Annotated in this window: 19 protein-coding genes, 1 tRNA gene and 3 pseudogenes; 7 read left to right on the top strand and 16 right to left on the bottom strand. The window is 70.6% G+C overall.

The genetic code is table 11. The annotated features are described in order from the left end of the window. The first annotated feature begins 44 nt into the window (after positions 1-44). On the top strand, positions 45-1,724 hold the full coding sequence (locus IO29_RS04270; RefSeq protein ID WP_030376919.1) for a serine/threonine-protein kinase: 1,680 nt from the start codon (positions 45-47) through the stop codon (positions 1,722-1,724). A 91-nt stretch (positions 1,725-1,815) separates the two neighbouring features. Here IO29_RS04270 and IO29_RS04275 read toward each other — a convergent pair whose 3' ends face one another. Both IO29_RS04275 and IO29_RS39255 read right to left on the bottom strand, forming a co-directional pair. Beyond that, the gene (locus tag IO29_RS04275; protein ID WP_030376920.1) at positions 1,816-3,198 is read right to left on the bottom strand and encodes a hypothetical protein; all 1,383 of its coding nucleotides are present in this window, start codon (positions 3,196-3,198) and stop codon (positions 1,816-1,818) included. Positions 3,199-3,485: 287 nt separating this feature from the next. Next, positions 3,486-3,614 carry a DLW-39 family protein gene (locus IO29_RS39255; protein ID WP_003999697.1) on the bottom strand — a complete coding sequence of 43 codons (129 nt, stop codon included), beginning with the start codon at positions 3,612-3,614 and terminating at the stop codon, positions 3,486-3,488. 261 nt (positions 3,615-3,875) lie between these two features. Between IO29_RS39255 and IO29_RS04280 the strand changes: the two genes are divergently transcribed. Next, the gene (locus IO29_RS04280) at positions 3,876-4,301 is read left to right on the top strand and encodes a DUF6344 domain-containing protein (RefSeq protein ID WP_030376921.1); all 426 of its coding nucleotides are present in this window, start codon (positions 3,876-3,878) and stop codon (positions 4,299-4,301) included. 183 nt (positions 4,302-4,484) lie between these two features. On the opposite strand, the gene IO29_RS04285 is transcribed toward IO29_RS04280, so the two are convergent. The 4 genes and pseudogenes from IO29_RS04285 to IO29_RS04295 all read right to left on the bottom strand — a co-directional run. Then, a complete protein-coding gene (locus IO29_RS04285; protein ID WP_234316378.1) occupies positions 4,485-5,024 on the bottom strand; it encodes a hypothetical protein in 540 nt (179 codons plus the stop codon). 314 nt (positions 5,025-5,338) lie between these two features. Continuing rightward, positions 5,339-5,545, bottom strand: a complete 207-nt coding sequence (locus tag IO29_RS38380; RefSeq protein WP_158709294.1) for a hypothetical protein — start codon at positions 5,543-5,545, stop codon at positions 5,339-5,341. A 500-nt stretch (positions 5,546-6,045) separates the two neighbouring features. Then, positions 6,046-6,711 carry a YdcF family protein gene (locus tag IO29_RS04290; RefSeq protein ID WP_030376923.1) on the bottom strand — a complete coding sequence of 222 codons (666 nt, stop codon included), beginning with the start codon at positions 6,709-6,711 and terminating at the stop codon, positions 6,046-6,048. Next, positions 6,708-7,155, bottom strand: a pseudogene (locus tag IO29_RS04295) (UTRA domain-containing protein); the annotation flags it as partial. The pseudogene IO29_RS04295 and the gene IO29_RS04290, both read right to left, overlap by 4 nt. 167 nt (positions 7,156-7,322) lie before the next feature. On the opposite strand from IO29_RS04295, the gene IO29_RS39260 reads away from it, so the two are divergent. Together IO29_RS39260 and IO29_RS39265 are read left to right on the top strand one after the other, a co-directional pair. Continuing rightward, positions 7,323-7,766 (top strand): site-specific integrase, encoded by a 444-nt coding sequence (locus IO29_RS39260; RefSeq protein WP_234307342.1) that lies wholly within the window; start codon positions 7,323-7,325, stop codon positions 7,764-7,766. Position 7,767: 1 nt separating this feature from the next. After that, positions 7,768-8,295, top strand: coding sequence for a site-specific integrase (locus IO29_RS39265; protein WP_234307334.1), 528 nt, complete (start codon positions 7,768-7,770; stop codon positions 8,293-8,295). 107 nt (positions 8,296-8,402) lie between these two features. On the opposite strand, the gene IO29_RS04305 is transcribed toward IO29_RS39265, so the two are convergent. The 10 genes and pseudogenes from IO29_RS04305 to IO29_RS40325 all read right to left on the bottom strand — a co-directional run. Beyond that, positions 8,403-8,479 (bottom strand) — tRNA-Ile (locus IO29_RS04305). Between the two features lie 119 nt (positions 8,480-8,598). Then, complete coding sequence (locus IO29_RS04310) at positions 8,599-9,357, bottom strand: DUF3566 domain-containing protein (RefSeq protein WP_030376924.1); 759 nt, start codon at positions 9,355-9,357, stop codon at positions 8,599-8,601. 18 nt (positions 9,358-9,375) lie between these two features. After that, a complete protein-coding gene (gene gyrA / locus IO29_RS04315; RefSeq protein ID WP_030376925.1) occupies positions 9,376-11,970 on the bottom strand; it encodes a DNA gyrase subunit A in 2,595 nt (864 codons plus the stop codon). 42 nt (positions 11,971-12,012) lie between these two features. Next, the gene (gene gyrB / locus IO29_RS04320; RefSeq protein ID WP_030376926.1) at positions 12,013-14,112 is read right to left on the bottom strand and encodes a DNA topoisomerase (ATP-hydrolyzing) subunit B; all 2,100 of its coding nucleotides are present in this window, start codon (positions 14,110-14,112) and stop codon (positions 12,013-12,015) included. Between the two features lie 503 nt (positions 14,113-14,615). After that, a complete protein-coding gene (locus IO29_RS04325; protein ID WP_030376927.1) occupies positions 14,616-15,212 on the bottom strand; it encodes a DciA family protein in 597 nt (198 codons plus the stop codon). Then, positions 15,209-16,330 carry a DNA replication/repair protein RecF gene (recF, locus tag IO29_RS04330; protein WP_030376928.1) on the bottom strand — a complete coding sequence of 374 codons (1,122 nt, stop codon included), beginning with the start codon at positions 16,328-16,330 and terminating at the stop codon, positions 15,209-15,211. Before recF ends, IO29_RS04325 begins: the two co-directional genes overlap by 4 nt. Before the next feature lie 68 nt (positions 16,331-16,398). Beyond that, a complete protein-coding gene (gene gnd / locus IO29_RS04335) occupies positions 16,399-17,274 on the bottom strand; it encodes a phosphogluconate dehydrogenase (NAD(+)-dependent, decarboxylating) (RefSeq protein WP_030376929.1) in 876 nt (291 codons plus the stop codon). A gap of 214 nt (positions 17,275-17,488) precedes the next feature. Continuing rightward, positions 17,489-18,619, bottom strand: a complete 1,131-nt coding sequence (gene dnaN / locus IO29_RS04340; RefSeq protein WP_030376930.1) for a DNA polymerase III subunit beta — start codon at positions 18,617-18,619, stop codon at positions 17,489-17,491. A gap of 955 nt (positions 18,620-19,574) precedes the next feature. Continuing rightward, a pseudogene (dnaA, locus tag IO29_RS04345) lies at positions 19,575-21,155 on the bottom strand (chromosomal replication initiator protein DnaA); the annotation flags it as partial. Between the two features lie 258 nt (positions 21,156-21,413). Continuing rightward, a pseudogene (locus IO29_RS40325) lies at positions 21,414-21,881 on the bottom strand (chromosomal replication initiator protein DnaA); the annotation flags it as partial. 429 nt (positions 21,882-22,310) lie between these two features. Here IO29_RS40325 and rpmH point away from each other — a divergent pair. From rpmH to yidD, 3 genes are read left to right on the top strand one after another with little or no spacing between them, the layout of a single operon-like run. Then, positions 22,311-22,448 (top strand): 50S ribosomal protein L34, encoded by a 138-nt coding sequence (gene rpmH / locus IO29_RS04350; protein WP_003956500.1) that lies wholly within the window; start codon positions 22,311-22,313, stop codon positions 22,446-22,448. 18 nt (positions 22,449-22,466) lie between these two features. Then, a complete protein-coding gene (gene rnpA / locus IO29_RS36230) occupies positions 22,467-22,838 on the top strand; it encodes a ribonuclease P protein component (protein WP_078618004.1) in 372 nt (123 codons plus the stop codon). Continuing rightward, the gene (yidD, locus tag IO29_RS04360) at positions 22,835-23,191 is read left to right on the top strand and encodes a membrane protein insertion efficiency factor YidD (protein ID WP_030376933.1); all 357 of its coding nucleotides are present in this window, start codon (positions 22,835-22,837) and stop codon (positions 23,189-23,191) included. The genes rnpA and yidD overlap by 4 nt, the downstream gene beginning before the upstream one ends.

The following is a 23,191-nucleotide window of genomic DNA, read 5'->3' on the forward strand; positions in this document are numbered from 1 at the left end:
CACGCCGACGGCGGGCCGGGCCGAAGGGAGCGCGTCGCACAGTCATGGGTGAGGTCTTCGCCGGACGGTACGAACTGGCCGACCCGATCGGCCACGGGGGAGTCGGTGCGGTCTGGCGCGCCTGGGACCACCGGCGGCGCCGGTACGTGGCCGCCAAGGTGCTGCAACAACGCGACGCCCACGCCCTGCTGCGCTTCGTGCGCGAGCAGGCGGTGCGCATCGACCACCCGCATGTGCTGGCGCCGGCGAGCTGGGCTGCGGACGACGACAAGGTCCTGTTCACCATGGACCTCGTCGCCGGCGGTTCCCTGGTCCATCTCGTCAACGACTACGGGCCGCTGCCGCCCGCGTTCGTCCGCACGCTCCTGGACCAGCTGCTGTCCGGGCTCGCCGCGGTGCACGACGAGGGCGTCATCCACCGGGACATCAAACCCGCCAACATACTGATGGAGGCGACCGGCACCGGCCCTCCCCGGCTGCGGCTGTCCGACTTCGGCATCGCGATGCGGCTCGGCGAGCCCCGGCTGACGGAGACGGACTACGTCGTCGGGACGCCGGGCTATCTCGCTCCCGAACAGGTGCTCGGCAGCGAGCCGGACTTCCCCGCCGACCTGTTCGCCGTGGGCCTGGTCGCGTTGTACCTGCTCCAGGGCGCCAAACCCGACGCCCGGGCGCTCGTGGAGCACTTCGTGGCGCACGGCACGCCGAGCGCCCCCCGGGGCGTCCCCGACCCGCTGTGGCAGGTCGTGGCGAGCCTCCTCCAGCCGGACCCCGCGGCACGGTTCCGCACGGCCACGGGGGCGCGCAGGGCGCTCGCGGCGGCAGCGGAGCTGCTGCCCGCGCCGGGCGACGACGGCCCCGACGAACAGATCGAGATCTTCGACCAACTCGGGCCGCTGCCGGAGGGGTTCGGCCCGCGGGGGCCACTGGGGCGGGCGGGGCGGCCCGCCGCGGGGACACCGACCGGCGGGGGCGTACACCCTGCCGGGGGCATACACCCTGCCGGCGGCGCGCACCCTACCGGGGGCGTACCGACGGACGGCGGCAGCGGTGCGACGGCGGACGGGGCGAGTGGGCCGGTGCCCGCGCGGCCGCTCGTACCCCCGTTGCCGCCACTGCCGCCGCCGCGGCTGCCGGCCCCGGGGGCGGCGGAGGCGGTCGGCCCGCCGTCCGCGACACCGCCCGTCACGCCGCCCGTCACACCGTCCATCACGCCGCCCGTCACACCGTCCGTGACGCCGTCCATCACGCCGTCCGCACTGCCGGACGCGGTGGCGCGGCAGGTTCCGCCGCCGCCCGCCGAGGCACCGGACCCGACTCCCCCGCCACAGCCGTCACCGCCGTCGACGCCATCGCCTTCACCGTCGCCGGACGGCATGTCGGACACCGGCAGCTTCCACCTCCCTCCCCCGCAGCCCCGGCCCGAGCCCGCACCCGTGCCGCAACCGACGCCCCCGCCCCCGTCCTCCCCTCTGCACCTCGCACACACATACGTCCCGACGGCCGGCGTACGGACCGTGCACCAGGCTTACGGTGTCGCGGTCGGTGCCCCGGGCGCCGTCCTGGTGCCGACGGCCGAGCGGCCTCCGGTGGACCGGGGGCCCGGGCGGCACGGCCGGCGCGCGGCCCGCCGGCCCGGTCCACCGGCCCGGATCGCCGTGCCGGTGCTGCTCCTCGCGCTCGTCTGCTACGCGGTCGGGTTCTGGGCCCTGACCCGAATCTGACGGCTCGGCCCCGTCCGGGCGCCAGGCGCCGGGCGTTGGACGCCGGGCATTGGGCATTGGATGTTGGGCGCCCGGCGCCGAAGCCTCTCGCTCAGCCCGCCCCGTACGGCCGCCGCCTGCGGCTCAGCAGGGTCCACAGCGCGAGCCACAGCACCAGCAGGCTGCCCATGCCCAGGCCCCCCGCGGCGACCAGCCGCATCGTGCCGTTCCCCCCACCACCGGAACCGGAACCTCCGCCCGCTCCGGCCGCCGTCGCCTCCCGGGCCCCGCCGGTGACCTCGAAGACGCCGGCCGGCGCCGAGCGCCCCACGTACGCGGGCCCCGGGCGTGCGCTCCCGCTCACCCGTATCCGCAGCGTCAGCCCGAACGGCCCGTCGCCGAACCGGTCCGCGACCGGGGTGCCGAGATGCACCGCCAGGTAGTACCAGCCCGCGAACCGCATCGCGCCGACCCGGTCCACGGAGGCGTACCGGTTCTCGTACGCCACCGGCGGCAGCGGGCGCAGGGCGGCCGTGATCTGCTCGCCGCCGTACCCGGCCTCCGCGTCGTCGGCCCGGCCGCGCACGGGGTTGTACAGGGACATCGTGAGGGCCGTGCCGACAAAGCCCCCGCTGCCGCCGCCGTCCGTGCGGCTGCCGAGTTCGGCGGTGGCGTAGAGCTGCTGCCCCCAGTCGACGGGCACCTTGTAGAAGAGCGTCTGTCCGGGCCGTACGCCGTCCTTCCAGACGCCCTGGCCCAGGGCGCGGGCCTTGGCGAACCCGGCGCCGCCCGCCCGCCGTACCGGGTCGCCGAGCACGGGTTCGGGGGAGGCGGAGTTCCAGCTCTCGGGCGCGGTGTCGCCGGCCCCCCGGGGCGCGGGTTCGCTCACGTAGTCGAGTTCGAGGTCCCAGTCGTCGGGGGAGGACGAGGCACCGGCGGCCCCGGAGGCCCCGCGCCGCTCGACGACCGCGTAGTACGCCCCGGCGCCCCGGCACAGGTACGCGCCGCCCTCGCCGGTCAGCCGCGCGGCCCAGGCGGCGACGGGGTGGGCGCTGCGGGTGGGGCCGAAGTGGACGGTGTTCGTGGAGCAGACGTGCCCGTCGGCGTCCTGCACGGAGACCCGCAGACCGTCCGCGGCCGAGACGCGGGCGCCGGGGCGGGGGACGGCGGTGGCGGAGACGTAGGCGTTGGTGGTGGCGTCGAGGTCGAGGCGGTAGGAGAGTGTGGCGTCGTCGGGGAGGGTGCTGCGGTAGGTGCGGCCGGGGTCCAGCCGGACGGCGTCCCCGGTACTGGTGGCGCCCCTGACCCCCTGGTCGTCGTCCCCGAAAGCGTACGGGTACGAGGCGTCCGCCGGGGCTGCCGCCGCGTACGGACCCACCGCGCACAGCGTGGCGGTCAGGGCGGTGGTCAGGGCGGCGCACACGGCGGCCGGCGCACCGCGGCGCCGGCGGGCCGGGGGCGCCACGGGCAGGCCCCTCTCCGTACGCCGCCGCATTCCACGCTCCCTCGTCGTCGCGCCCCGCCGCGGGCCCCGTCGTGCGCCTCACCGTGGCTCCGGCGCCGCACCGTGACGCCGGACCGCCGCCCATCCTGCCCCGCACGGCCGCCGGTCACCCCCGCATTTCGCACAGGCGGCCGAAACCGTTTCCCGGGACCCGCGCCGGTTCTCCCGGGCCGCCGTCCCTCCGGACAGCACAAAACCCCGACCGCGTCGGCGGTCGGGGCCTGTTCACGACTGCTGTCCGTCGTACGACTGCTGTCAGTCGGTACTGGTACTGCTCCTCACGAACCCGTGGGCACGGAGTCGGTCGCCTCCGTCCACAGATCCTGCTCGGCGCGATCCGCCTGGATCTGGCGGTACACGAGGAGCCCGCCGATGGCGGCCAGTGCGACCAGGAGAAGCTTCTTCACCGCGCGACCTCGTCTTTCCTTGACGTAGGGGACCTCTGGCGCCCGACTATACACACCGACCGATATCGATCGGTGACCTGCATCGGCCGCCCACATCTGCCTGTTTTTCGGCCTCTTGGGCAAGTTCCCGGTCCTTCTGCCGCCAACCGGGTGGTGTTCATCCGACGATCGACGCGCCACGGGCGTCGGTCCCCCACTTCGGGATCCGCATACACATCATGAGCAAAGTACGCAAATCACCCGACCCGAAAGTGAGGGGCCATGGCCCGCACCACGGTCAGCAAACTGTGGACCGCCGTCGTCACCGCCTTCCTGGCGCTGTGCACGACCCTCGGACTGATCACGACGACCGCCGCCGCGGACGTACCGCGGAGCGAGCCGGCGCGCAACACCGGCGCCACGACGACGGTCGCGACGGTGCCACAGCAGGCGCGTCCGGCCAGGCCCTGGAACAGTTCACTGCCCCCCACGATGAAACAACGCATCCGCGCCGAGGCACACGGTTCCTCCCCGTCCTGCCGCCACCGCAGCCCCGCCGACGCCACTGCTTCCGACGCCACCGCCTGCGACACCACCGGTGCCGACGCCCCGACCGCCCTGCGCTCCGCGGAGTCCCCCGCCGCACACGCGGCAGCGCCGGAAGCCGCCGTCCCTCCCGCCCGCCCCCGCCACCCTCTGCAACGCTGAGCGTCGAGCCCGGCCGCTTCCCCACCCAGGACCCGACAGCACCGCCCACGAACCGCACAGCCCCGCGAAGACCCCGACCACCCCGGTCGGGGGTCTTCGCGTTCCGTTTTCCGCCCAGCCCCGGACGACCGACTGGCCCTGGACGACCGACTGGCCCTGGACGGCCGACTTCGTGCCGTCCGCTCAGGTGCCCACGGCGTCGGCGGCGGCCGGCAGCAGCGCGGCCAGTTCGGCGTCGTCCGGACGGTGGACCGCCTCGGCCGCCTTCCGCAGGACGGCGCGGTCGACCTTGTCGGCGTCGGCGATCAGGTGAATCACCACGCCGCCGTCGGACGCCGCGTACTCATGGCTGTCACCTGCCGTGCGGTACCAGGCGTCGCCGTCGCGCTCACAGACGACCGGCTTGTCCGCCACCTCGCCGAGCGGCTCCTTGGCGCAGTTCTCCGCCGTCAGCGTGCCGCGACCCGCGAAGAGGCCGAACTTCGTGCCCGTCTCGGACCGATACGCAGCGACGAACTCGTCCTCGTACCCGCCGACCGACGCCTGGAACACGGTGTAGCCGGAGACCTCGGTGACCTGGACGAGTTCCGGTGCGACGCCCCAGTCGCGAGCGGCGGCACCGAGGTCGGCCCCCTCGGTAGCCGTTCCGCCGTCGTCCGCACCGCATCCGGCGAGGACAACCGGCAACAGAAGAAGGGGGAACAGCGCACGCACGGGTCGCATCATGGGCATCACATTCCACATGGTCATGCCACAGACGCAAACGACATCCAGATGTCCCGTTGATGTCAAAAGACCCCCGGTCCAGTGGACCGGGGGTCTCCTCGTCGGTGGGGCTAACAGATGCGAACCTGTGGCCTCATCCTTATCAGGCCGATCATGGGAGGTCTTCTGATGTCGCAGACCTCTTGCAGCGCCTCGACCAGCGATCCGCTGAGGTTCAGCGCGGAACGCTCCTGTTCGCGCCTGTTGGTGTCAGCCGCTGATGTCAGCCCCCGCATGTGGTCTTGACAACATGACCTCGCCTACTCCTAGGGCTAGATACCTTCAGGTGGGATGGCATCGTGAAGCGTCTGCAAGACGGTGCGTATTTGATCGCGCGTGAATCCACTCCGCAGTTCCAACTCTCGGTCTGACATGTTGTAACCGTTGCACAGCTCGTTCAACGCGTTGTTGATGATCACGGCTTCCCCTGCACTGAGTCGCACCGTGACGTGTTCGGTCGAACTGTCGATGATCTCCACCGGTCCAGCATGGCGCTTCGTGCGGTACTTTCGATCCCTTCCCGCACCCACTACCTATCAGCTCCCATCCCGTCCGCCGTCGACCCACACCCCGTGGAGCGGGCGTGGTTCAGGGCGTCCAGGTGGAGCGCGCCACTGTACGAACGACCTGGACGCCCTGGGCCGCGTCTGCTCGGCTCTGCCTGGGTCGGCGGTGGACGGGATGGGAACTCCCCGCGCACGCCCCAACGTGCTCGCGGTCGGCGACGGCACCCCCTCCATCCCGGAGCCGGCCGATCCCCCGCCGGAGGCATCGTCCTTGACCGCGCCCCGTTCTGTCCGGTGGTCGACTCATGGTCTCCGGCCCTACCCAATAGTGAGCGCGCGTCGGCGCAGCGCGGGCGGAGCGGGCCGAAGGCAGGAGCGGCGCCCGGCGCGGAGCCGGGAGCGCGCCCGGCGGAGCGGAGCGCAGCCGCTTGATGAGGAAGAGAAACCTGTAACAGCTCCCGCCCTTGCCGGGGTCAAGCCGAAGGCACACCGGTGGTCACGAGTCGGCTCGTGAAGCCTGCTTGGCGTAGGCGTTCGTACGCCTCGATGACATCGGCGGGTACTGGCTGGCTGATCATGAATCCCTGATCCGGGTAGATCATCAGTCGTTGCAGTGCGCCGACAAGCATGTCGATCACCAAGCGGGCGTCACCGATGGAGTCGACGTACTCCCCGAACGTCATCGGGGCGGAAGCGCTGATGACCTCGACTTCGGGCCAGAGCTTGCGGGCGGTGGCGTACGCTCTGCGCTCCTCGTACGGCTTGCTGATCAGGAGCACCGAGGACACCTCGACGCCGGACTCCTCCAACAGCTCTCGCGAGAACCGGATGTTCTCGCCCGTGTTGCGGGCGCGCGGCTCCACGAGAATGGCCGTGCTCGGGACACCGAGTTCGAGCGCTCGTTCCCGGTAGTGGACGGCTTCCCCGCGGGGCATGCGTTCCCGCGTCGTGGGGCTGGTGGCGCCGGTGAACAGGAGCAGGGGCGCCATCCCGCGTTTGTAGAAGTCCACTGCGGTATCGGCCACGCCCAGGTCGTGGCTGCCGAGCCCGATGGCAACCGAGCACGGCCTGGGTGAGTGGCCCATCTGGTGGTAGTCCCACACGCGTCGGGCGTCTGCCCAATCCTGTGTCGAGATCACTGCCGGCCTTCCTTGTCCTTCGCCGAGTCGGGCACCTTGAAGTCGTACTCCCACGCGAAGCGCGATGCCACGTGCACTCCGATGGCGAACTCCACCACAGTGCCGGTCGCCGTGTAAGTCGTCCGGTGCAGCTCGACGACGGGTTCCCCCCGGCGGTAGCTGGAGCTGCTTCACCACGTCCGGTGTAGCGACACGGGCAAACAGCCGCTCCTTCATGTGATCGATCTCGTAACCCGCGTCGTACAGCACGCGAAATCCGCCGCCCCGGCCGGCGGGTCCCGGCGTGGGGTCGACCAGTCGGGTGCCTTCGACGTGCTCGGGCCGGTAGTAGCTCGTCAGCATGTGGGTCGGCTGGTCGCCTTCCTTCACCAGCCGTGCGCGAGCGTAGACCGGAGCGCCCGTGGAGAGTCCGTGGGCCGCTGCGACCTCGGGTGTCGCTTCCACACGGCGGCGGCACGATCACCAAGCGGTCCGATGGCCGGTACCAGGGCGCTGCCTACGTCACCGATACGGACGGCAACCGCGTGCGGAAGTACGTGTACGGCCGGAGCTGGGACGAGACGAACGAAAAGCTCGGCAAGCTGCAAGATCAGGAGCGCAACGGCATCCCCGTGCCCTCGCGGTCCTGGACGCTCGGCGAGTGGCTGGCCTACTGGCTGGAGCACATCGTCAAGCCGGAGCGCGAGCACAACACCTACGTCAAGTACGAGTCCAAGGTGCGGCTCTACCTGGTGCCGCATCTCGGGAAGAAGTCGCTGGTCAAGCTCACCCCGGCACAGATCCGGACCTTCATGGCGGCGCTGCGTCGGGAGAAGGTCGGCGCGTCCGCGCGGTTCGAGGTGCTGCGGGTTCTGCGCAACGCCCTCAACCGGGCCATGCGCGAGGAACTGGTCACCCGGAATGTCGCGCTGCTGGTCGACATGCCCAAGGTCAGCAAGGACAGGGGTACGGCGTGGAACGCCCGGGAGGCCATCGCGTTCCTGCGGTCGGTCCGCGCCCACCGGCTTTACGCGGCCTGCGTCCTCGTTCCTGGTCCTCGGCCTCCGGCGCAGTGAGGTGCTCGGCCTGCGCTGGCAGGACATCGACTTCGAGGCCGGCCAGTTCACCCCGGTCAAGCAGGTGCAGCGTGAGAAGGGGGTCGGCCTGGTCCTCAAGGATCTCAAGACGGAGTCCTCACAGGCGGTGCTTCCGCTCCCGGAGTTCTGCGCCCGTGCCCTGGGCGAGCGTCGGGAGCTCCAAGAACTGGAACGGAAGATCGCCGGTGAGCACTGGTCGCAGGAGCCGGACCATGACCTGATCTTCTCCTCGGAGCACGGCGGCATGATCGACCCGGTGGGCTTCTCCCGCACCTTCGATCGGCTTGTCAAGCGGGCCGGCGTCCGCCGGATCACGGTCCGCCTCGCCCGGCACACGTGCGGGACGCTGCTCGCCTTCCTCAAGGTGCATCCCAAGGTCGCTCAAGCGATCCTCCGGCACAGTCAGATCAGCATGACCATGGACGTGTACACGCACGTCGTGGGCGACAGTGAGCGCGAAGCGGTGGGCATGCTCGCCGAGCTGCTGGAAGATCCGCTCATCGGCTGACAGCCTCGGCGGGGTAATCCTGGGGTAACTCGGGAGTAGCTTCCCCTGTTGATGTCAGCCGTGGATGTCAAAGACCCCCAACCATGATCGGTTGGGGGTCTTTTCGCTGGTGGGGCTAACAGGATTTGAACCTGTGGCCTCATCCTTATCAGGGATGCGCTCTAACCAACTGAGCTATAGCCCCGCCGCGCTCTGCGGTGGTGTGCCGCGCGCTGACTCCTGAAGATTAGCGCACGACGTGGGCAGTCCCAAAATCGATTGCCCGGGACCGCCCCGCACCGCGGACGTGGGCCTGCGCCCCGCCTACTCGTCCTCCGCCAGCGTCAGCTCGATGCCGCCGACGAAGCCCGCCGAGAGGTTGTAGATGAACGCGCCCAGCGTGGCCAGCGCCGTCGCGAGGACGACGTCGATGACCGCGATGATCGCCGCGAACAGCAGGACGTGCGGCAGCGACAGATAGGCCTGGAGGTCGAAGCCGTTCGACTCGTTCGAACCGGTGGCCTCGGAGATCGTGCCGCCGACCGTGGAGAAGACACCCATCGCGTCCATGACCATCCACAGCACCGCCGAGGCGACGATCGTGCAGACGCCGAGCGCGATGGAGAGCAGGAAGCTGACCTTCATCACCGACCAGGGGTCGGCCTTCGACACGCGCAGGCGCGCCTTGCGGGTGCGCGGTGCCGTGGTCGCGCCGGTGCGCGGGCGGCGCACGGCGCCCGCAGGGGGCGTCTGGTAGGCCTGCGGGGGGTGGTAGGGGCCCCCGGTGCCCTGCTGCGGCTGCCGTTCGCCCGGCAGCGGCGAGCCGGCCGGAGCGGGCTGTTCCGCACCGCCGGCGGGCCGGCCCTTGCCCTTCTTCTTGCCGGCGGCGCCGGCGGGCTGTCCGGCCCGGCCGCCCGTCGCGTACGGCTGGGTCCCCGGACCCCGGGTCTCCGTCACAGTTCCCCCCTGAGGTCCATGAGGTTCATGGGAGTCGGCCGCATCCGCGGCGGAGCCACGGCCGCCGCCGTCCGTTTCCGTACCCGTGGGGGTACCGGTCGATCCGGCGCCCGTGGCTCCGCTCACGATGACTCACTCCTCGTGCTACTCGGAAGAGGGCGCCTCGCCCTCTTCCGTGCCGGTGGTCGCGGCACCTTCGGCGGTCTCGTCGACGGCCACATCGCCGTCGACCTCCTCCGCCTCACGTCCCGCCTCGGCGTTGCGAGCGATGCCGACGACGGCATCGCGCTTGCCCAGGTTGATCAGTTGGACGCCCATGGTGTCACGGCCCGTCTCCCTGACCCCGTTGACTCGCGTGCGAATCACACCGCCGGACAGCGTGATGGCGAGGATCTCGTCGGTCTCCTCGACCACCAGCGCGCCGACGAGCTCCCCCCGGTCCTCGACGATCTTGGCGGCCTTGATGCCGAGACCGCCGCGCCCCTGAACGCGGTACTCGTCCACGGGGGTGCGCTTCGCGTACCCGCCGTCCGTGGCAGTGAACACGAACGTACCGGGTCGAACAACATTCATCGAGAGCAACTCGTCGCCCCCGCGGAAGCTCATCCCCTTGACACCCGAGGTCGCGCGGCCCATGGGACGCAGCGATTCGTCGGTGGCGGTGAACCTGATCGACTGGGCCTTCTTGCTGATCAGCAGCAGATCGTCGTCCGACGAGACGAGTTCGGCTCCGATCAGTTCGTCGTCGCTTCCGTCCTCCCGCTCGCGCAGATTGATCGCGATGACGCCACCGGAACGCGGCGAATCGTAATCCTTCAGAGGCGTCTTCTTGACCAGACCGCCCTTGGTGGCGAGCACCAGGTACGGCGTGGCGTCGTAGTCGCGGATGGCGAGGATCTCGGCGATCGCCTCGTCCGGCTGGAAGGCGAGCAGGTTGGCCACGTGCTGGCCGCGCGCGTCCCGCCCGGCGTCGGGCAGCTCATAGGCCTTGGCCCGGTAGACGCGGCCCTTGTTGGTGAAGAACAGCAGCCAGTGGTGCGTGGTGGAGACGAAGAAGTGGTCGACGATGTCGTCCTCCTTCAGCTTCGCCCCGCGCACCCCCTTGCCGCCGCGCTTCTGGGCCCGGTAGTCGTCGGTCTTGGTCCGCTTGACGTAACCGCCGCGGGTGACCGTGACGACGATGTCCTCCTCGGCGATCAGGTCCTCGATGGACATGTCGCCGTCGTAGGGCACCAGCTTGGTCTGCCGGTCGTCGCCGTACTTCTCGACGATCGCGGCCAGCTCCGCGCTGACGATGCCGCGCTGGCGGACCGGCGAGGCCAGGATCTCGTTGTACTCGTTGATCTTGGCCTGGAGTTCGTCGTGCTCCTGGACGATCTTCTGGCGCTCCAGGGCGGCCAGCCGGCGGAGCTGCATCTCCAGGATGGCGTTGGCCTGGATCTCGTCGATCTCCAGGAGGTTCATCAGGCCGCCGCGCGCGACCTCGACGGTGTCGCTGCGCCGGATCAGCGCGATGACCTCGTCGATGGCGTCCAGCGCCTTGAGCAGACCGCGCAGGATGTGCGCCCGCTCCTCGGCCTTGCGCAGCCGGAACCGGGTCCGGCGGACGACGACCTCGATCTGGTGCGTCACCCAGTGGCGGATGAACGCGTCCAGGGAGAGGGTGCGCGGCACGCCGTCGACCAGGGCCAGCATGTTGGCGCCGAAGTTGGTCTGGAGGTCGGTGTGCTTGTACAGGTTGTTCAGGACGACCTTGGCGACCGCGTCCCGCTTGAGGACGATCACCAGGCGCTGGCCCGTACGGGAGGACGTCTCGTCGCGGACGTCGGCGATGCCGCCGATCCTGCCGTCCTTCACCAGGTCGGCGATCTTCTGCGCGAGGTTGTCCGGGTTGACCTGGTAGGGCAGCTCGGTGACGACCAGGCACTGGCGGTTCTGGATCTCCTCGACCGCGACCACCGCGCGCATGGTGATCGAGCCGCGGCCCGTGCGGTACGCCTCCTCGATGCCCTTGCGGCCCACCACCAGGGCGCCGGTCGGGAAGTCGGGGCCCTTGATGCGCTCGATCAGCGCCTCCAGGAGCTCCTCCTGGGGGGCCTCCGGGTTCTCCAGGCACCACTGGGCGCCGGCCGCGACCTCGCGCAGGTTGTGCGGCGGGATGTTGGTCGCCATGCCGACCGCGATGCCCGCCGAGCCGTTGATCAGCAGGTTCGGGAAGCGGGCGGGCAGGACGGTCGGCTCCTGGGAGCGGCCGTCGTAGTTGTCCGTGAAGTCGACGGTCTCCTCGTCGATGTCGCGGACCATCTCCATCGACAGCGGCGCCATCTTGCACTCGGTGTACCGCATGGCCGCCGCCGGGTCGTTGCCCGGGGAGCCGAAGTTGCCGTTGGAGTCCACCAGCGGCATCCGCATCGACCACGGCTGCGCGAGGCGGACCAGCGCGTCGTAGATCGAGGAGTCACCGTGCGGGTGGTAGTTGCCCATGACGTCGCCGACGACGCGGGCGCACTTGTAGAAGCCGCGCTCGGGGCGGTAGCCGCCGTCGTACATCGCGTAGAGCACGCGGCGGTGGACGGGCTTGAGCCCGTCCCGCACGTCGGGCAGCGCGCGCGAGACGATGACGGACATCGCGTAGTCGAGGTAGGAGCGCTGCATCTCCGTCTCGAGCCCGACGGGCTCGACACGCTGGGCGATGACGCCGCCCTCTTCAGGGGTGACGGGAGTGTTCTCGTCGGCCATTGCTGGTGAAGATCCTTCCCTGTGCGGTCAGCTGAGACCGACTCAGATGTCGAGGAACCGGACGTCCTTGGCGTTGCGCTGGATGAACGCGCGGCGGGCCTCCACGTCCTCGCCCATGAGGACGGAGAAGAGGTCGTCCGCCTGGGCGGCGTCGTCGAGGGTGACCTGGCCGAGGACGCGGTGGTCGACGTCCATCGTGGTGACCCGCAGTTCCTCGGCGTTCATCTCGCCCAGGCCCTTGAAGCGCTGGATCGAGTCGTCGCGCACGCGCTTGCCGTTGTTGCGGCCGAGCTCGATCAGCGCGTCGCGCTCGCGGTCGGAGTAGGCGTACTCGAAGTCGTCCCGGCCCCACTTGATCTTGAACAGCGGGGGACGGGAGAGGAACACGTGTCCGGCCTCGACGAGCGGGCGCATGAAGCGGAAGAGGAACGTCAGCAGCAGGGTGTTGATGTGCTGGCCGTCGACGTCGGCGTCGGCCATGAGGATGATCTTGTGATAGCGGAGCTTCTCGATGTCGAAGTCCTCGTGCACACCCGTGCCGAACGCGGAGATCAGCGCCTGGATCTCCTGGTTCTGGAGGATCTTGTCGATCCGCGCCTTCTCGACGTTGAGGATCTTGCCGCGGATCGGGAGGATCGCCTGGTACTGCGGGTTGCGGCCGGACTTGGCCGAGCCGCCGGCGGAGTCGCCCTCGACGATGAAGATCTCGCACTGGGTGGGGTCGTTGGACTGGCAGTCGCTGAGCTTGCCGGGCAGCGACGCGGACTCCAGCAGGCCCTTGCGGCGGGTGAGGTCGCGCGCCTTGCGGGCCGCCACGCGGGCGGTGGCCGCCTGGATGGACTTGCGGATGATGTCCGCGGCCTCGTTGGGGTTGCGGTCCAGCCAGTCGGTCAGGTGTTCGTGCACGACCTTCTGGACGAACGTCTTCGCCTCGGTGTTGCCCAGCTTGGTCTTGGTCTGGCCCTCGAACTGGGGCTCGCCCAGCTTGACCGAGATGATCGCGGTGAGACCCTCGCGGATGTCGTCGCCCGTAAGGTTGTCGTCCTTCTCGCGCAGCAGCTTCTTGTCGCGCGCGTACCGGTTGATCAGACCGGTGAGCGCCGCGCGGAAGCCCTCCTCGTGCGTGCCGCCCTCGTGGGTGTGGATGGTGTTGGCGAAGGAGTACACGCCCTCGCTGTAACCGTTGTTCCACTGCATCGCGACCTCGACGGACAGCATCCTGTCCTTGTCCTCGGCCTCGATGTCGATCACGGAGGGGTGGACGATCTCGCCCTTGCGCGCGTTCAGGTACTTCACGAAGTCGACGATGCCGCCCTCGTAGTGGTACGTGACGGACTTGACCTCGTCCTTCTCGTCGGCGCCCGCCTCGTCCGCCCCGGCGGTGGCCTTGGCCGACTCGCGCTCGTCCGTGAGCCGGATCGTCAGGCCCTTGTTGAGGAACGCCATCTCCTGGAAGCGGCGCGACAACGTCTCGAACGAGTATTCGGTGGTCTCGAAGATGTCGCCGTCGGCCCAGAAGGTCACCGACGTGCCCGTCTCCTCCGTCGCCTCGTTCTTGACGAGCGGCGCCGTCGGCACACCGAGCTTGTAGTCCTGCGTCCAGCGGTGGCCGTCGGTGCGCACCTCGACGGCGACCTTGGTGGAGAGCGCGTTCACCACGGAGACGCCCACGCCGTGCAGACCGCCGGAGACCGCGTAGCCGCCCCCGCCGAACTTGCCGCCCGCGTGCAGCACCGTCAGCACGACCTCCACGGCCGGCTTGCCCTCGGAGGGAACGATGCCCACCGGGATGCCACGGCCGTTGTCGACGACCCGGACGCCGCCGTCGGCGAGGATCGTGACGTCGATCGTGTCCGCGTGACCGGCCAGCGCCTCGTCCACGGAGTTGTCCACGACCTCGTACACCAGGTGGTGCAGACCGCGCTCACCGGTGGAACCGATGTACATGCCGGGTCGCTTGCGGACCGCGTCAAGACCCTCGAGCACGGTGATGGCGCTGGCGTCGTACGCGGGCGGGACCTCGCCGGCGGAGGAGCCGGAGGAGGAGGCCGGGCCCGGGTCGTGCGCGCCGGCGTCGGTGGACGGGATGTTCTCGTTGGGGTTGCCGGAATCGGCCACGAAGCGCCCTTTCTGGCACAGCACAAGCCAAACTCTCGGCGGGTGACCGGAGCGGCTGCGGCATGTTGCGTTGGTAAGCCTTGCTCAGCGTTGCTCGGTGTGTGCTGGTGTGTGCTCGGTGTGTGTCCCACAAGTGGGGCGGGATTGCTTCCAGTCTACCGGTAGCGCCGACCGTGATGGGGGTTTGCCGGTACCTGGGTTCGCATGTGCCGCCCTCAACCGGGCTCGGCCGACTCCCCATATTCGGAACGGGGCTCCAAGAGGCTCACAGCGGCACTCAGCGCTTCCGGGTGTCAACCCTCCGCAAGAGGGTCCGCAGGGGCCCGTTCGCAACCGCGTCCGTTCCCTTTCCCCCGCCCTGACGTGCGCTTTCGCGGCTTTGATACCGGGTTGGCACCGGGCCGGGGAGGGGGTACGGCCGCCGGATCGCGCCGGTGGGCGGCTCCGCCGGCGCGGGGTGCCCGCGCGGGCGTGCGAGCACCGGGCACGCGCACGAGCCGCGCCCGCCCGGAAAGACGTGACACAGCTCACCCGTAGGTGTCACCGGGACCGGTGCTCCCGGGGGCGCGCAGCGGCCCGTAACGGCGGACGGGACCGCCGGGACCCTGCACCTTGATCAGCCGGACGGTGCCCTGGCCGAGGTCCTGGTTGAGGCGGGCCAGCAGCTGCGGGGCGAGCAGCCGCAGATTGGTCGCCCACGCCGTGGAGTCGCAGCGCACGGTCAGCACCCGCTCGTCCTCGTCGTACCGCTCCGGGACGCAGTGCCTGGCCAGCTCCTCGCCGACGATCGCAGGCCAGCGGCCCATCACGCCGCCGACCGCGGCGGGCGCCTCCCAGCCGCGTTCGGTGATCAGCCGGTTGATGGCGGCGCCGAGCGCCAGGGGGTCGCGGCCGTCCCGCCGCGCGCCGGAGCGCGCGCCGCCCTGGCGCCGGCCGCCCCGCCGCTGTTGCGCCGCCGCCTCGCCGCGCGCGCGGGCCTGCTCCTTGGCGGCGCGCAGGGCGACGCGGGCGAGGTCGACGCCGGAGGGTTCGGGGGACGTGCCAGGAGTCTCAGGGGTACTGCCCGGCCGTGCACCGGGCTGTGTGCCCGGCTGGGTGCCGGGGGCGGGCTCGTCCGTCGTCATGTGCGCTCCACCGTTCCCCCGGACACGGCGTACCGCGCCCCCGCCAGCGCCTGCGGTACGTCGTCGTCGACCGCGGCGGTCACCAGTACCTGTTCGCCGGGCGCGACGAGTTCGGCCAGCCGCTCGCGGCGCCGGACGTCCAGCTCGGCGAAGACGTCGTCGAGGACGAGCACCGGTTCGTTGCCCTCGGCCCGCAGCAGGTCGTACGAGGCCAGCCGCAGCGCCAGCGCGTACGACCAGGACTCGCCGTGCGAGGCGTACCCCTTGGCGGGCAGCTGCCCGAGCTTGAGCAGGAGGTCGTCGCGGTGCGGGCCGACGAGCGTCACGCCCCGCTCGATCTCCTGCTTGCGGGCCTCGGCGAGCGCCGCGAGCAACTGTTCGTGCAGGTCCTCGCGGGTGTGCGCCTCACCGGGCGCGGACGGCTTGTACTCCAGCCCGACCGGGCCGCCGCCGGGCGCGAGCTGTTCGTACGCCTTGTCGGTGAGCGGGCGCAGCGCGGCGATCAGGTCCAGCCGGTGGGCGAGCAGTTCGGCGCCCACGCGGGCCAGGTGCTGGTCCCACACGTCGAGCGTGGACAGGTCCAGGGAGCGGCCGCCGTGCCGCCGGGCCAGCGCTGCCGACTTCAGCAGGGTGTTGCGCTGCTTGAGCACCCGGTCGTAGTCGGAGCGCACCCCGGCCATGCGCGGGGAGCGGGCGGTGATCAGCTCGTCCAGGAACCGCCGGCGCTCCCCGGGGTCGCCCTTGACCAGGGCCAGATCCTCGGGCGCGAACAGCACGGTCCGTACGATGCCGAGCACGTCGCGCGGTCTGACCTGCGAGGACCGGTTGATGCGGGCGCGGTTGGCCCGGCCCGGGTTGAGCTCCAGCTCGACCAGCTGCTGCCGTTCGCCCTGCCGGACCTGGGCGCGCACGATCGCCCGCTCGGCGCCCATGCGCACCAGGGGCGCGTCGGAGGAGACGCGGTGGGAGCCGAGCGTGGCGAGGTAGCCGACGGCCTCGACCAGGTTGGTCTTGCCCTGGCCGTTGGGACCGACGAAGGCCGTGACGCCCGGGTCGAGCGGGACCTCCACGTGCGCGTAGGAGCGGAAGTCGGCCAGCGACAGATGCGTGACGTGCATGGTCGTTCGCCGACCTCCCCAGCCTTCGGGTCCTGCTTGCTTCGTGTCCGACGCCTGTGGCGGCGGGGTTACTTCTTCGCCACCGCGTGGCCACCGAACTGGTTGCGCAGCGCGGCGATCATCTTCATCTGCGGCGAGTCCTCCTGCCGGGAGGAGAACCGCGCGAACAGCGAGGCCGTGATCGCGGGCAGCGGCACGGCGTGGTCGATGGCGGCCTCCACGGTCCACCGGCCCTCGCCGGAGTCCTGCGCGTACCCCTTCAGCTCCGCCAGATGCTCGTCCTCGTCGAGTGCGTTGACCGCGAGGTCGAGCAGCCAGGAGCGGATGACGGTGCCCTCCTGCCAGGAGCGGAAGACCTCGCGCACGTCCGTGACCGAGTCCGCCTTCTCCAGCAGCTCCCAGCCCTCGGCGTAGGCCTGCATCATCGCGTACTCGATGCCGTTGTGGACCATCTTCGCGAAGTGACCGGCGCCGACCTTGCCGGCGTGCACGGCGCCGAAGTCGCCCTCCGGCTTGAGCGCGTCGAAGACCGGCTGGACCCGGGCGACGTGCTCCGCGTCGCCGCCGTACATCAACGCGTAGCCGTTCTCCAGGCCCCAGACCCCGCCGGAGACGCCGCAGTCGACGAAGCCGATGCCCTTGGCGGCCAGTTCCTCGGCGTGCTTCTCGTCGTCCGTCCAGCGGGAGTTGCCGCCGTCCACGACGATGTCGCCGGGATCGAGCAGTTCGGCCAGCTCGTCGACCGTGGACTGGGTGGGGGCTCCGGCCGGAACCATCACCCAGACCACGCGCGGGGCCTGGAGCTTGCCCACAAGCTCCGGGAGGCTGTGGACATCGGCGAGGTCCGGGTTGCGGTCGTAACCGATGACGGTGTGACCGGCGCGGCGTATGCGCTCGCGCATGTTGCCGCCCATCTTGCCGAGGCCGACGAGACCGAGCTCCATCAGTTGTTTTCCTTAGGTTGCGACGTGGCAGGGAGGCACTCGCGTGCCGCGCCCGAGCCTAAACCCGGACGTGCCCGCACATCCGTGGGCATACGCGCTCATACGTACGCCGTCACCTGGGGTTTCGCCGGTGGAGACCGGAGCCGATCGCGCGGGGAGGTGGGCGGCGGGCCGGGCCGCCGGGCCGGGTGCGGCCCGGCCTAGCCCGGGAGCCTCAGCCGCTCAGCCGCACCGGCATGATCAGGTACTTGTACGCCTCGTCCGCCTCCGCGTCCAGCGCCGGCTTGCCGCTGAGCAGCGCCGGCTTCGTGGACGTCGTGAACGACAGCTGGGCGACCGGGGAGTCGATCGCGCTCAGGCCGTCCAGCAGGAACGTCGGGTTGAAGGCGATCGAGATGTCGTCGCCCTCCAGCTGGGCGTCGACCCTTTCCACAGCCTGTGCGTCGTCGCTGGAGCCGGCCTCCAGGATCAGCACGCCCTGCTCGAAGCTCAGCCGCACCGGGGTGTTGCGCTCGGCGACCAGGGCCACGCGCTTGACGGCCTCCACGAAGGGGGCGGTCTCGATCACGGCGATGCTGTTGAACTCCGTCGGGAACAGCGTCTTGTACTTCGGGAGGTCGCCCTCGAGGAGCCGCGTGGTCGTACGGCGGCCCGCACCCTCGAAGCCGATCAGGCCCTCGCCCGCGCCCGAGCCGGACAGCGCCAGGATGACCTGGTCGCCGCTGGTGAGCGCCTTGGCGGTGTCCTGGAGCGTCTTGGCGGGCACCAGGGCGACCGCGGAGATGTCGGGGTTCTCCGGCTTCCACAGGAACTCGCGGACCGCGAAGCGGTAGCGGTCGGTGGAGGCCAGCGTCACCGAGTCGCCCTCGATCTCGATGCGCACGCCGGTGAGGACCGGCAGTGTGTCGTCGCGGCCGGCCGCGGTGGCCACCTGCTGCACGGCGGAGGCGAAGACCTCGCCCGGGACCGTGCCCGTGGCGTTGGGCATCTGGGGCAGCGAGGGGTACTCCTCCACGGGCAGGGTGTGGAGGGTGAAGCGCGAGGAGCCGCACACCACCGTCGCCCGTACACCGTCTGTGGAAATCTCCACCGGCCGGTTGGGCAGCGCGCGCGAGATGTCCGCGAGCAGCCGGCCCGAGACGAGGACCGTGCCCTCCTCCTCGACCTCCGCCTCCACCGACACCCGTGCGGAGACCTCGTAGTCGAAGCTGGACAGGCTCAGTGCCCCGTCCTCCGCCTTCAGCAGCAGGCCCGCGAGGACCGGCGCCGGCGGACGGGCCGGGAGGCTGCGCGCCGCCCAGGCCACTGCCTCCGCGAGTACGTCGCGTTCCACCCGGATCTTCACCGTTGCCGCCTCCTGCTGTTGCCGGCGTCTGTCGCCCTGCTGGCCGTCGTCTGGTCGCGGTGTCGTCGGCCCCTGCCGGGGGAAGAGCACCGGGGAACAGTCTGACGCACGGCACTGACAGTAGGTGCCCCTCGGGGTCAAGTCGTGACGAGGGGCGGTCGGGCAGCCGAGGGGCAGTTGTGCACAGGACCCGCTTCGAAACGGATTCCCCGCTCTAACTGGTTGGGAGTAGTAGTAGGGCCTGTGGATACCGTGGATAACCTCGTTTTCCCAGCTCAGAGCGGGAATTTTGTCCACTGCCCCTGTGGGTGGCGCCCGTGGAAAACCGGGGGTCTCTGTGGAGAACAGAAAGTTCTGCACACACCGTGCACAGGGAGGGCCGACTTCTCCCCAGGTGCGTCCCCAGTTTTACCCGGGTTTCCCACAGCCCAACCCGGCAGCTTCCTGTGACCTGTTTCACTCGACACGGTGAGAGGCGCCGTCGGCTTGCCGAACAGTGGACAGAGATGTGGAGAAACCGCCGTTCGCTGGGGACAACGGGCCTGTTCCTGTGGGTTGCCCGTGGACAACCGTGTCCCCAGCCTGTGGATCCCCGCTCTGTCCACAGCCTGTGGAGATCCTTCGTCCACGAATCCACAAGGTACTGACCTGCGGTGATCCACTTCGGGCCGGGGTGCCTGTGGACACAGTAGGGACAACTTCGCGGTCCCCAGGGTGTGGACGCGAAAAACCCGCCGAATCTGTGGAGGAAGGCCGTAACCCCGGGGCCGATTCGAACACCGCGAACGCGGGTGCGGGTGCGGGTACGGGCGGGGGTGCGGGCGGAGGTGGGGGTGCGGGAAACGGTGCGGGGAGCCGGGATGTGCCCCGGGCCGCGCGGCGGGGAACGGCGTGGCACGACGACGAGGGCGCCCCCGGGACCGGTTCCCGGGGGCGCCCTCGTCGTCGGCCGGCGTCAGTCGCCGTTCTTGATGCGGTTGGTCAGCTCGGTGACCTGGTTGTAGATCGAGCGGCGCTCGGCCATCAGCGCGCGGATCTTGCGGTCGGCGTGCATCACGGTCGTGTGGTCCCGGCCGCCGAACTGGGCGCCGATCTTCGGCAGGGAGAGGTCCGTCAGCTCCCGGCACAGGTACATCGCGATCTGCCGGGCGGTGACCAGCGCGCGGCCGCGCGAGGTGCCGCACAGGTCCTCCACGGTGAGGCCGAAGTAGGCCGCCGTCGCCGCCATGATGGCCGGGGCCGTGATCTCCGGGGCCGTGTCCTCGCCGCCCGGGATCAGGTCCTTGAGGACGATCTCGGTCAGCCCCAGGTCGACCGGCTGCCGGTTGAGGGACGCGAACGCCGTCACGCGGATCAGCGCGCCCTCCAGCTCGCGGATGTTGCGCGAGATGCGGGAGGCGATGAACTCCAGGACCTCCGGCGGGGCGTTGAGCTGCTCCTGCACGGCCTTCTTGCGCAGGATCGCGATGCGCGTCTCCAGCTCCGGCGGCTGGACGTCGGTGATCAGGCCCCACTCGAAGCGGTTGCGCAGCCGGTCCTCCAGGGTGACCAGCTGCTTGGGCGGCCGGTCGGAGGAGAGCACGATCTGCTTGTTGGCGTTGTGGAGCGTGTTGAAGGTGTGGAAGAACTCCTCCTGCGTCGACTCCTTGTCCGCGAGGAACTGGATGTCGTCGACGAGCAGGATGTCCATCTCGCGGTACCGCTTGCGGAAGCTGTCGCCCTTGCCGTCGCGGATCGAGTTGATGAACTCGTTGGTGAACTCCTCCGAGCTCACGTACCGCACCCGCGTGCCCGGGTACAGGCTGCGCGCGTAGTGCCCGATGGCGTGCAGCAGGTGCGTCTTGCCGAGCCCCGACTCCCCGTAGATGAAGAGGGGGTTGTACGCCTTCGCCGGTGCCTCGGCGACGGCGACCGCGGCCGCGTGCGCGAAGCGGTTGGAGGCGCCGATGACGAAGGTGTCGAACAGGTATTTGGGGTTCAGGCGCGCGGTGGGCTCGCCCGGGCCGGTCGCCGGGGCCGGCTGCGCCGCGAGCGGGCCGGGGGCGCCGGTGGTGGGCAGATGGGGGCCGACCGGTCCGCCGCGGTGCACATGGCCGGTGCCGGCCGGCTGCTCGGGCAGCTCGCGGCGCTGGCCGTAGTCGGGGCGCTGCTGCTCGTGGTCGGGGCGGCCCTGGTCGTAGTCCCCGCGCGGGGCGTCGTACTCCGGGCGTTGCTGCTCGTAGGACGGGCGGTCGAGCGACGGGGTGCGGTAGTCCGGGGCCGGTGAGGCGTACGGGTCGCGCTCGGGGAAGCCGAGCCGCTGCTGCTGCCAGCCGTAGTCGTCCTGCGGGCGTGGCCAGGCGCCGGGCTCGGGGCGCTGGTACTCGGCGGGGTAGGCGGGGCGTGCGGTCGGCAACTGGTCACCGGGGCCGCCGGGTCCCCCGGGTCCGCCGGTGAGGTGCTCGGGGCGGGGAGCCGTCCGGTGGTCGTCGGCGCGGTGGCGGCCGTAACCGCCGTCGTATTCATTACGGGAGTCGCGGGAGTCGCGGGAGTCGCGCGGGTCCCGGGGCTCGCGCGTGTCACGTCCGTCACGTGTGTCGCGGGTGTCCCGCGCATCCCTGACGTCACGGGCGTCCCGGGAGTGCGGCTCGTAGCCCTCGCGGTTCTCGTACGCGTCCCGGTTCTCGTATCCCTCGTGGCTCTCGCGGGCGTGCGCGTCGTAGCCTTCGCGGCCATCGCGGCCGTCCCGGCCTCGGCCCTCGTAGGACTCCCGGCCGCCGCGCCCGTCATAGGCGCCGCGCCCCGACGTGTCGTAGTCGTACGGCTCCCGGCCGGCGCCTTCGTACGGCTTCTGGCCGCCGCGCTCCTCGTAGCCGTCGCGGCCCCGGTCCTCGTAGGACTCCCGGCCGCCGCGGTCGTCGTACCCCTCGCGGCCCTGGGGCGCGGGGAGCTCGGGCTCCTCGTAGCGCGCCGGGGCGGCGGTCGGCTGCGGGGCCGCGGGCTCGGCGGAGGAGGTGTCCACCGTGATCGCGATCCGGATCGGGCGGCCGCACTCGCGGCTCAGCGTCTCGCTGACGACGGGCGCGAGCCGGCCCTCCAGGACGTTCTTCGCGAATTCGTTCGGCACCGCGAGCAGGGCCGTGTCGGCGACCAGCGCCAGCGGCTGGCAGCGCCGGATCCAGTGCTCGTCCTTCGTCTCGACACCCTGACCGCGGTCCTCGCCGAGGAGCTGCTCCAGTACTCGTGGCCACACTGCGGCAAGATCAGCAGGTACGTCAGCCACAGGGCACGCTCTCTCACGGGTCCCACGAACGTGTGGTTCGGGAGACGGATCGGTTTGCGACTCGGGTCGGCCGGGGCGGCCGCGGGACCACGCCGGGTGAACGGCGGGAGAAGGGAACGAATCGACAGTCCAGTCACGGTAGTCAGCGCGGCCCGTACGGTTCAAGTTGTTGTCCCCAGCCTGTGGACAGTGTCCCCGAGGGCAGCCGGGTTTGACCCGATGGCGCCGCCGCGCGTACCGTAACCAGGTCGAGTTGTCGATGGCTGCTGCCGCCTGCCTCCGATGGGCATAGATCATCCGCACTGCTCCCACCAGGGCATATGCGGTGGTCGGGAGCGGTGCACTCGGGCGTAATGCGAGCTACTCGTGGGCGCACGGTGACAGCCAGGCGACACCCGCCATCCATCGATTCATTACTGGAGCCCCCGAGTGAGCAAGCGCACCTTCCAGCCGAACAACCGTCGTCGCGCGAAGACCCACGGCTTCCGGCTGCGTATGCGCACCCGTGCCGGCCGCGCCATCCTGGCGTCCCGCCGCAGCAAGGGTCGCGCCCGACTGTCCGCCTGATCGCATACAGGTCATGACGTGCTGCCCACCGAGAACCGGCTGAGGCGGCGCGAGGACTTCGCGACCGCGGTACGCCGAGGACGTCGGGCCGGACGCCCGCTACTCGTCGTCCATCTACGCAGCGGTGTCACGGACCCGCACGCGCCTGGGGAGAGCGCTCCTCCGACGCGTGCGGGTTTCGTCGTGAGCAAGGCAGTCGGCGGAGCGGTCGTACGGAACAAGGTGAAGCGCAGACTTCGCCATCTGATGCGCGACCGGGTCGACCTCGTGCCCACCGGTAGCCTGGTAGTCGTACGAGCGTTGCCCGGTGCGGGCGACGCCGACCACTCACAGCTGGCCCGAGACCTGGATGCCGCTCTGGGACGGCTCCTGGGAGGGGGCGCGCGATGAAGTATCCGCTGCTGGCACTGATCAAGCTGTACCAGTGGACGATCAGTCCGCTGCTCGGCCCGGTCTGCAAGTACTACCCGTCGTGCTCGCACTATGGCTACACGGCCGTCGACCGGCACGGTGCCCTCAAAGGGACGGCGCTGACCGCCTGGCGCATCCTGCGGTGCAACCCGTGGTCGCTCGGCGGTGTGGACCACGTCCCCGAACGCAAGCGTCCGCGGTGGCACCAGATGCTGCGCAACGCATGGCGCGCACGCAAGGGCGGGACCTCCGCCGCCGAACCGGCCCTCGAGGGACACCTCGTCTCCTCGAGCCCGGCCGCGAAGACCTCGTCCCATGCCCAAGGAGCATGA

Source organism: Streptomyces sp. NRRL F-6676 (genome assembly GCF_000725625.1).
Lineage (GTDB): Bacteria > Actinomycetota > Actinomycetes > Streptomycetales > Streptomycetaceae > Streptomyces.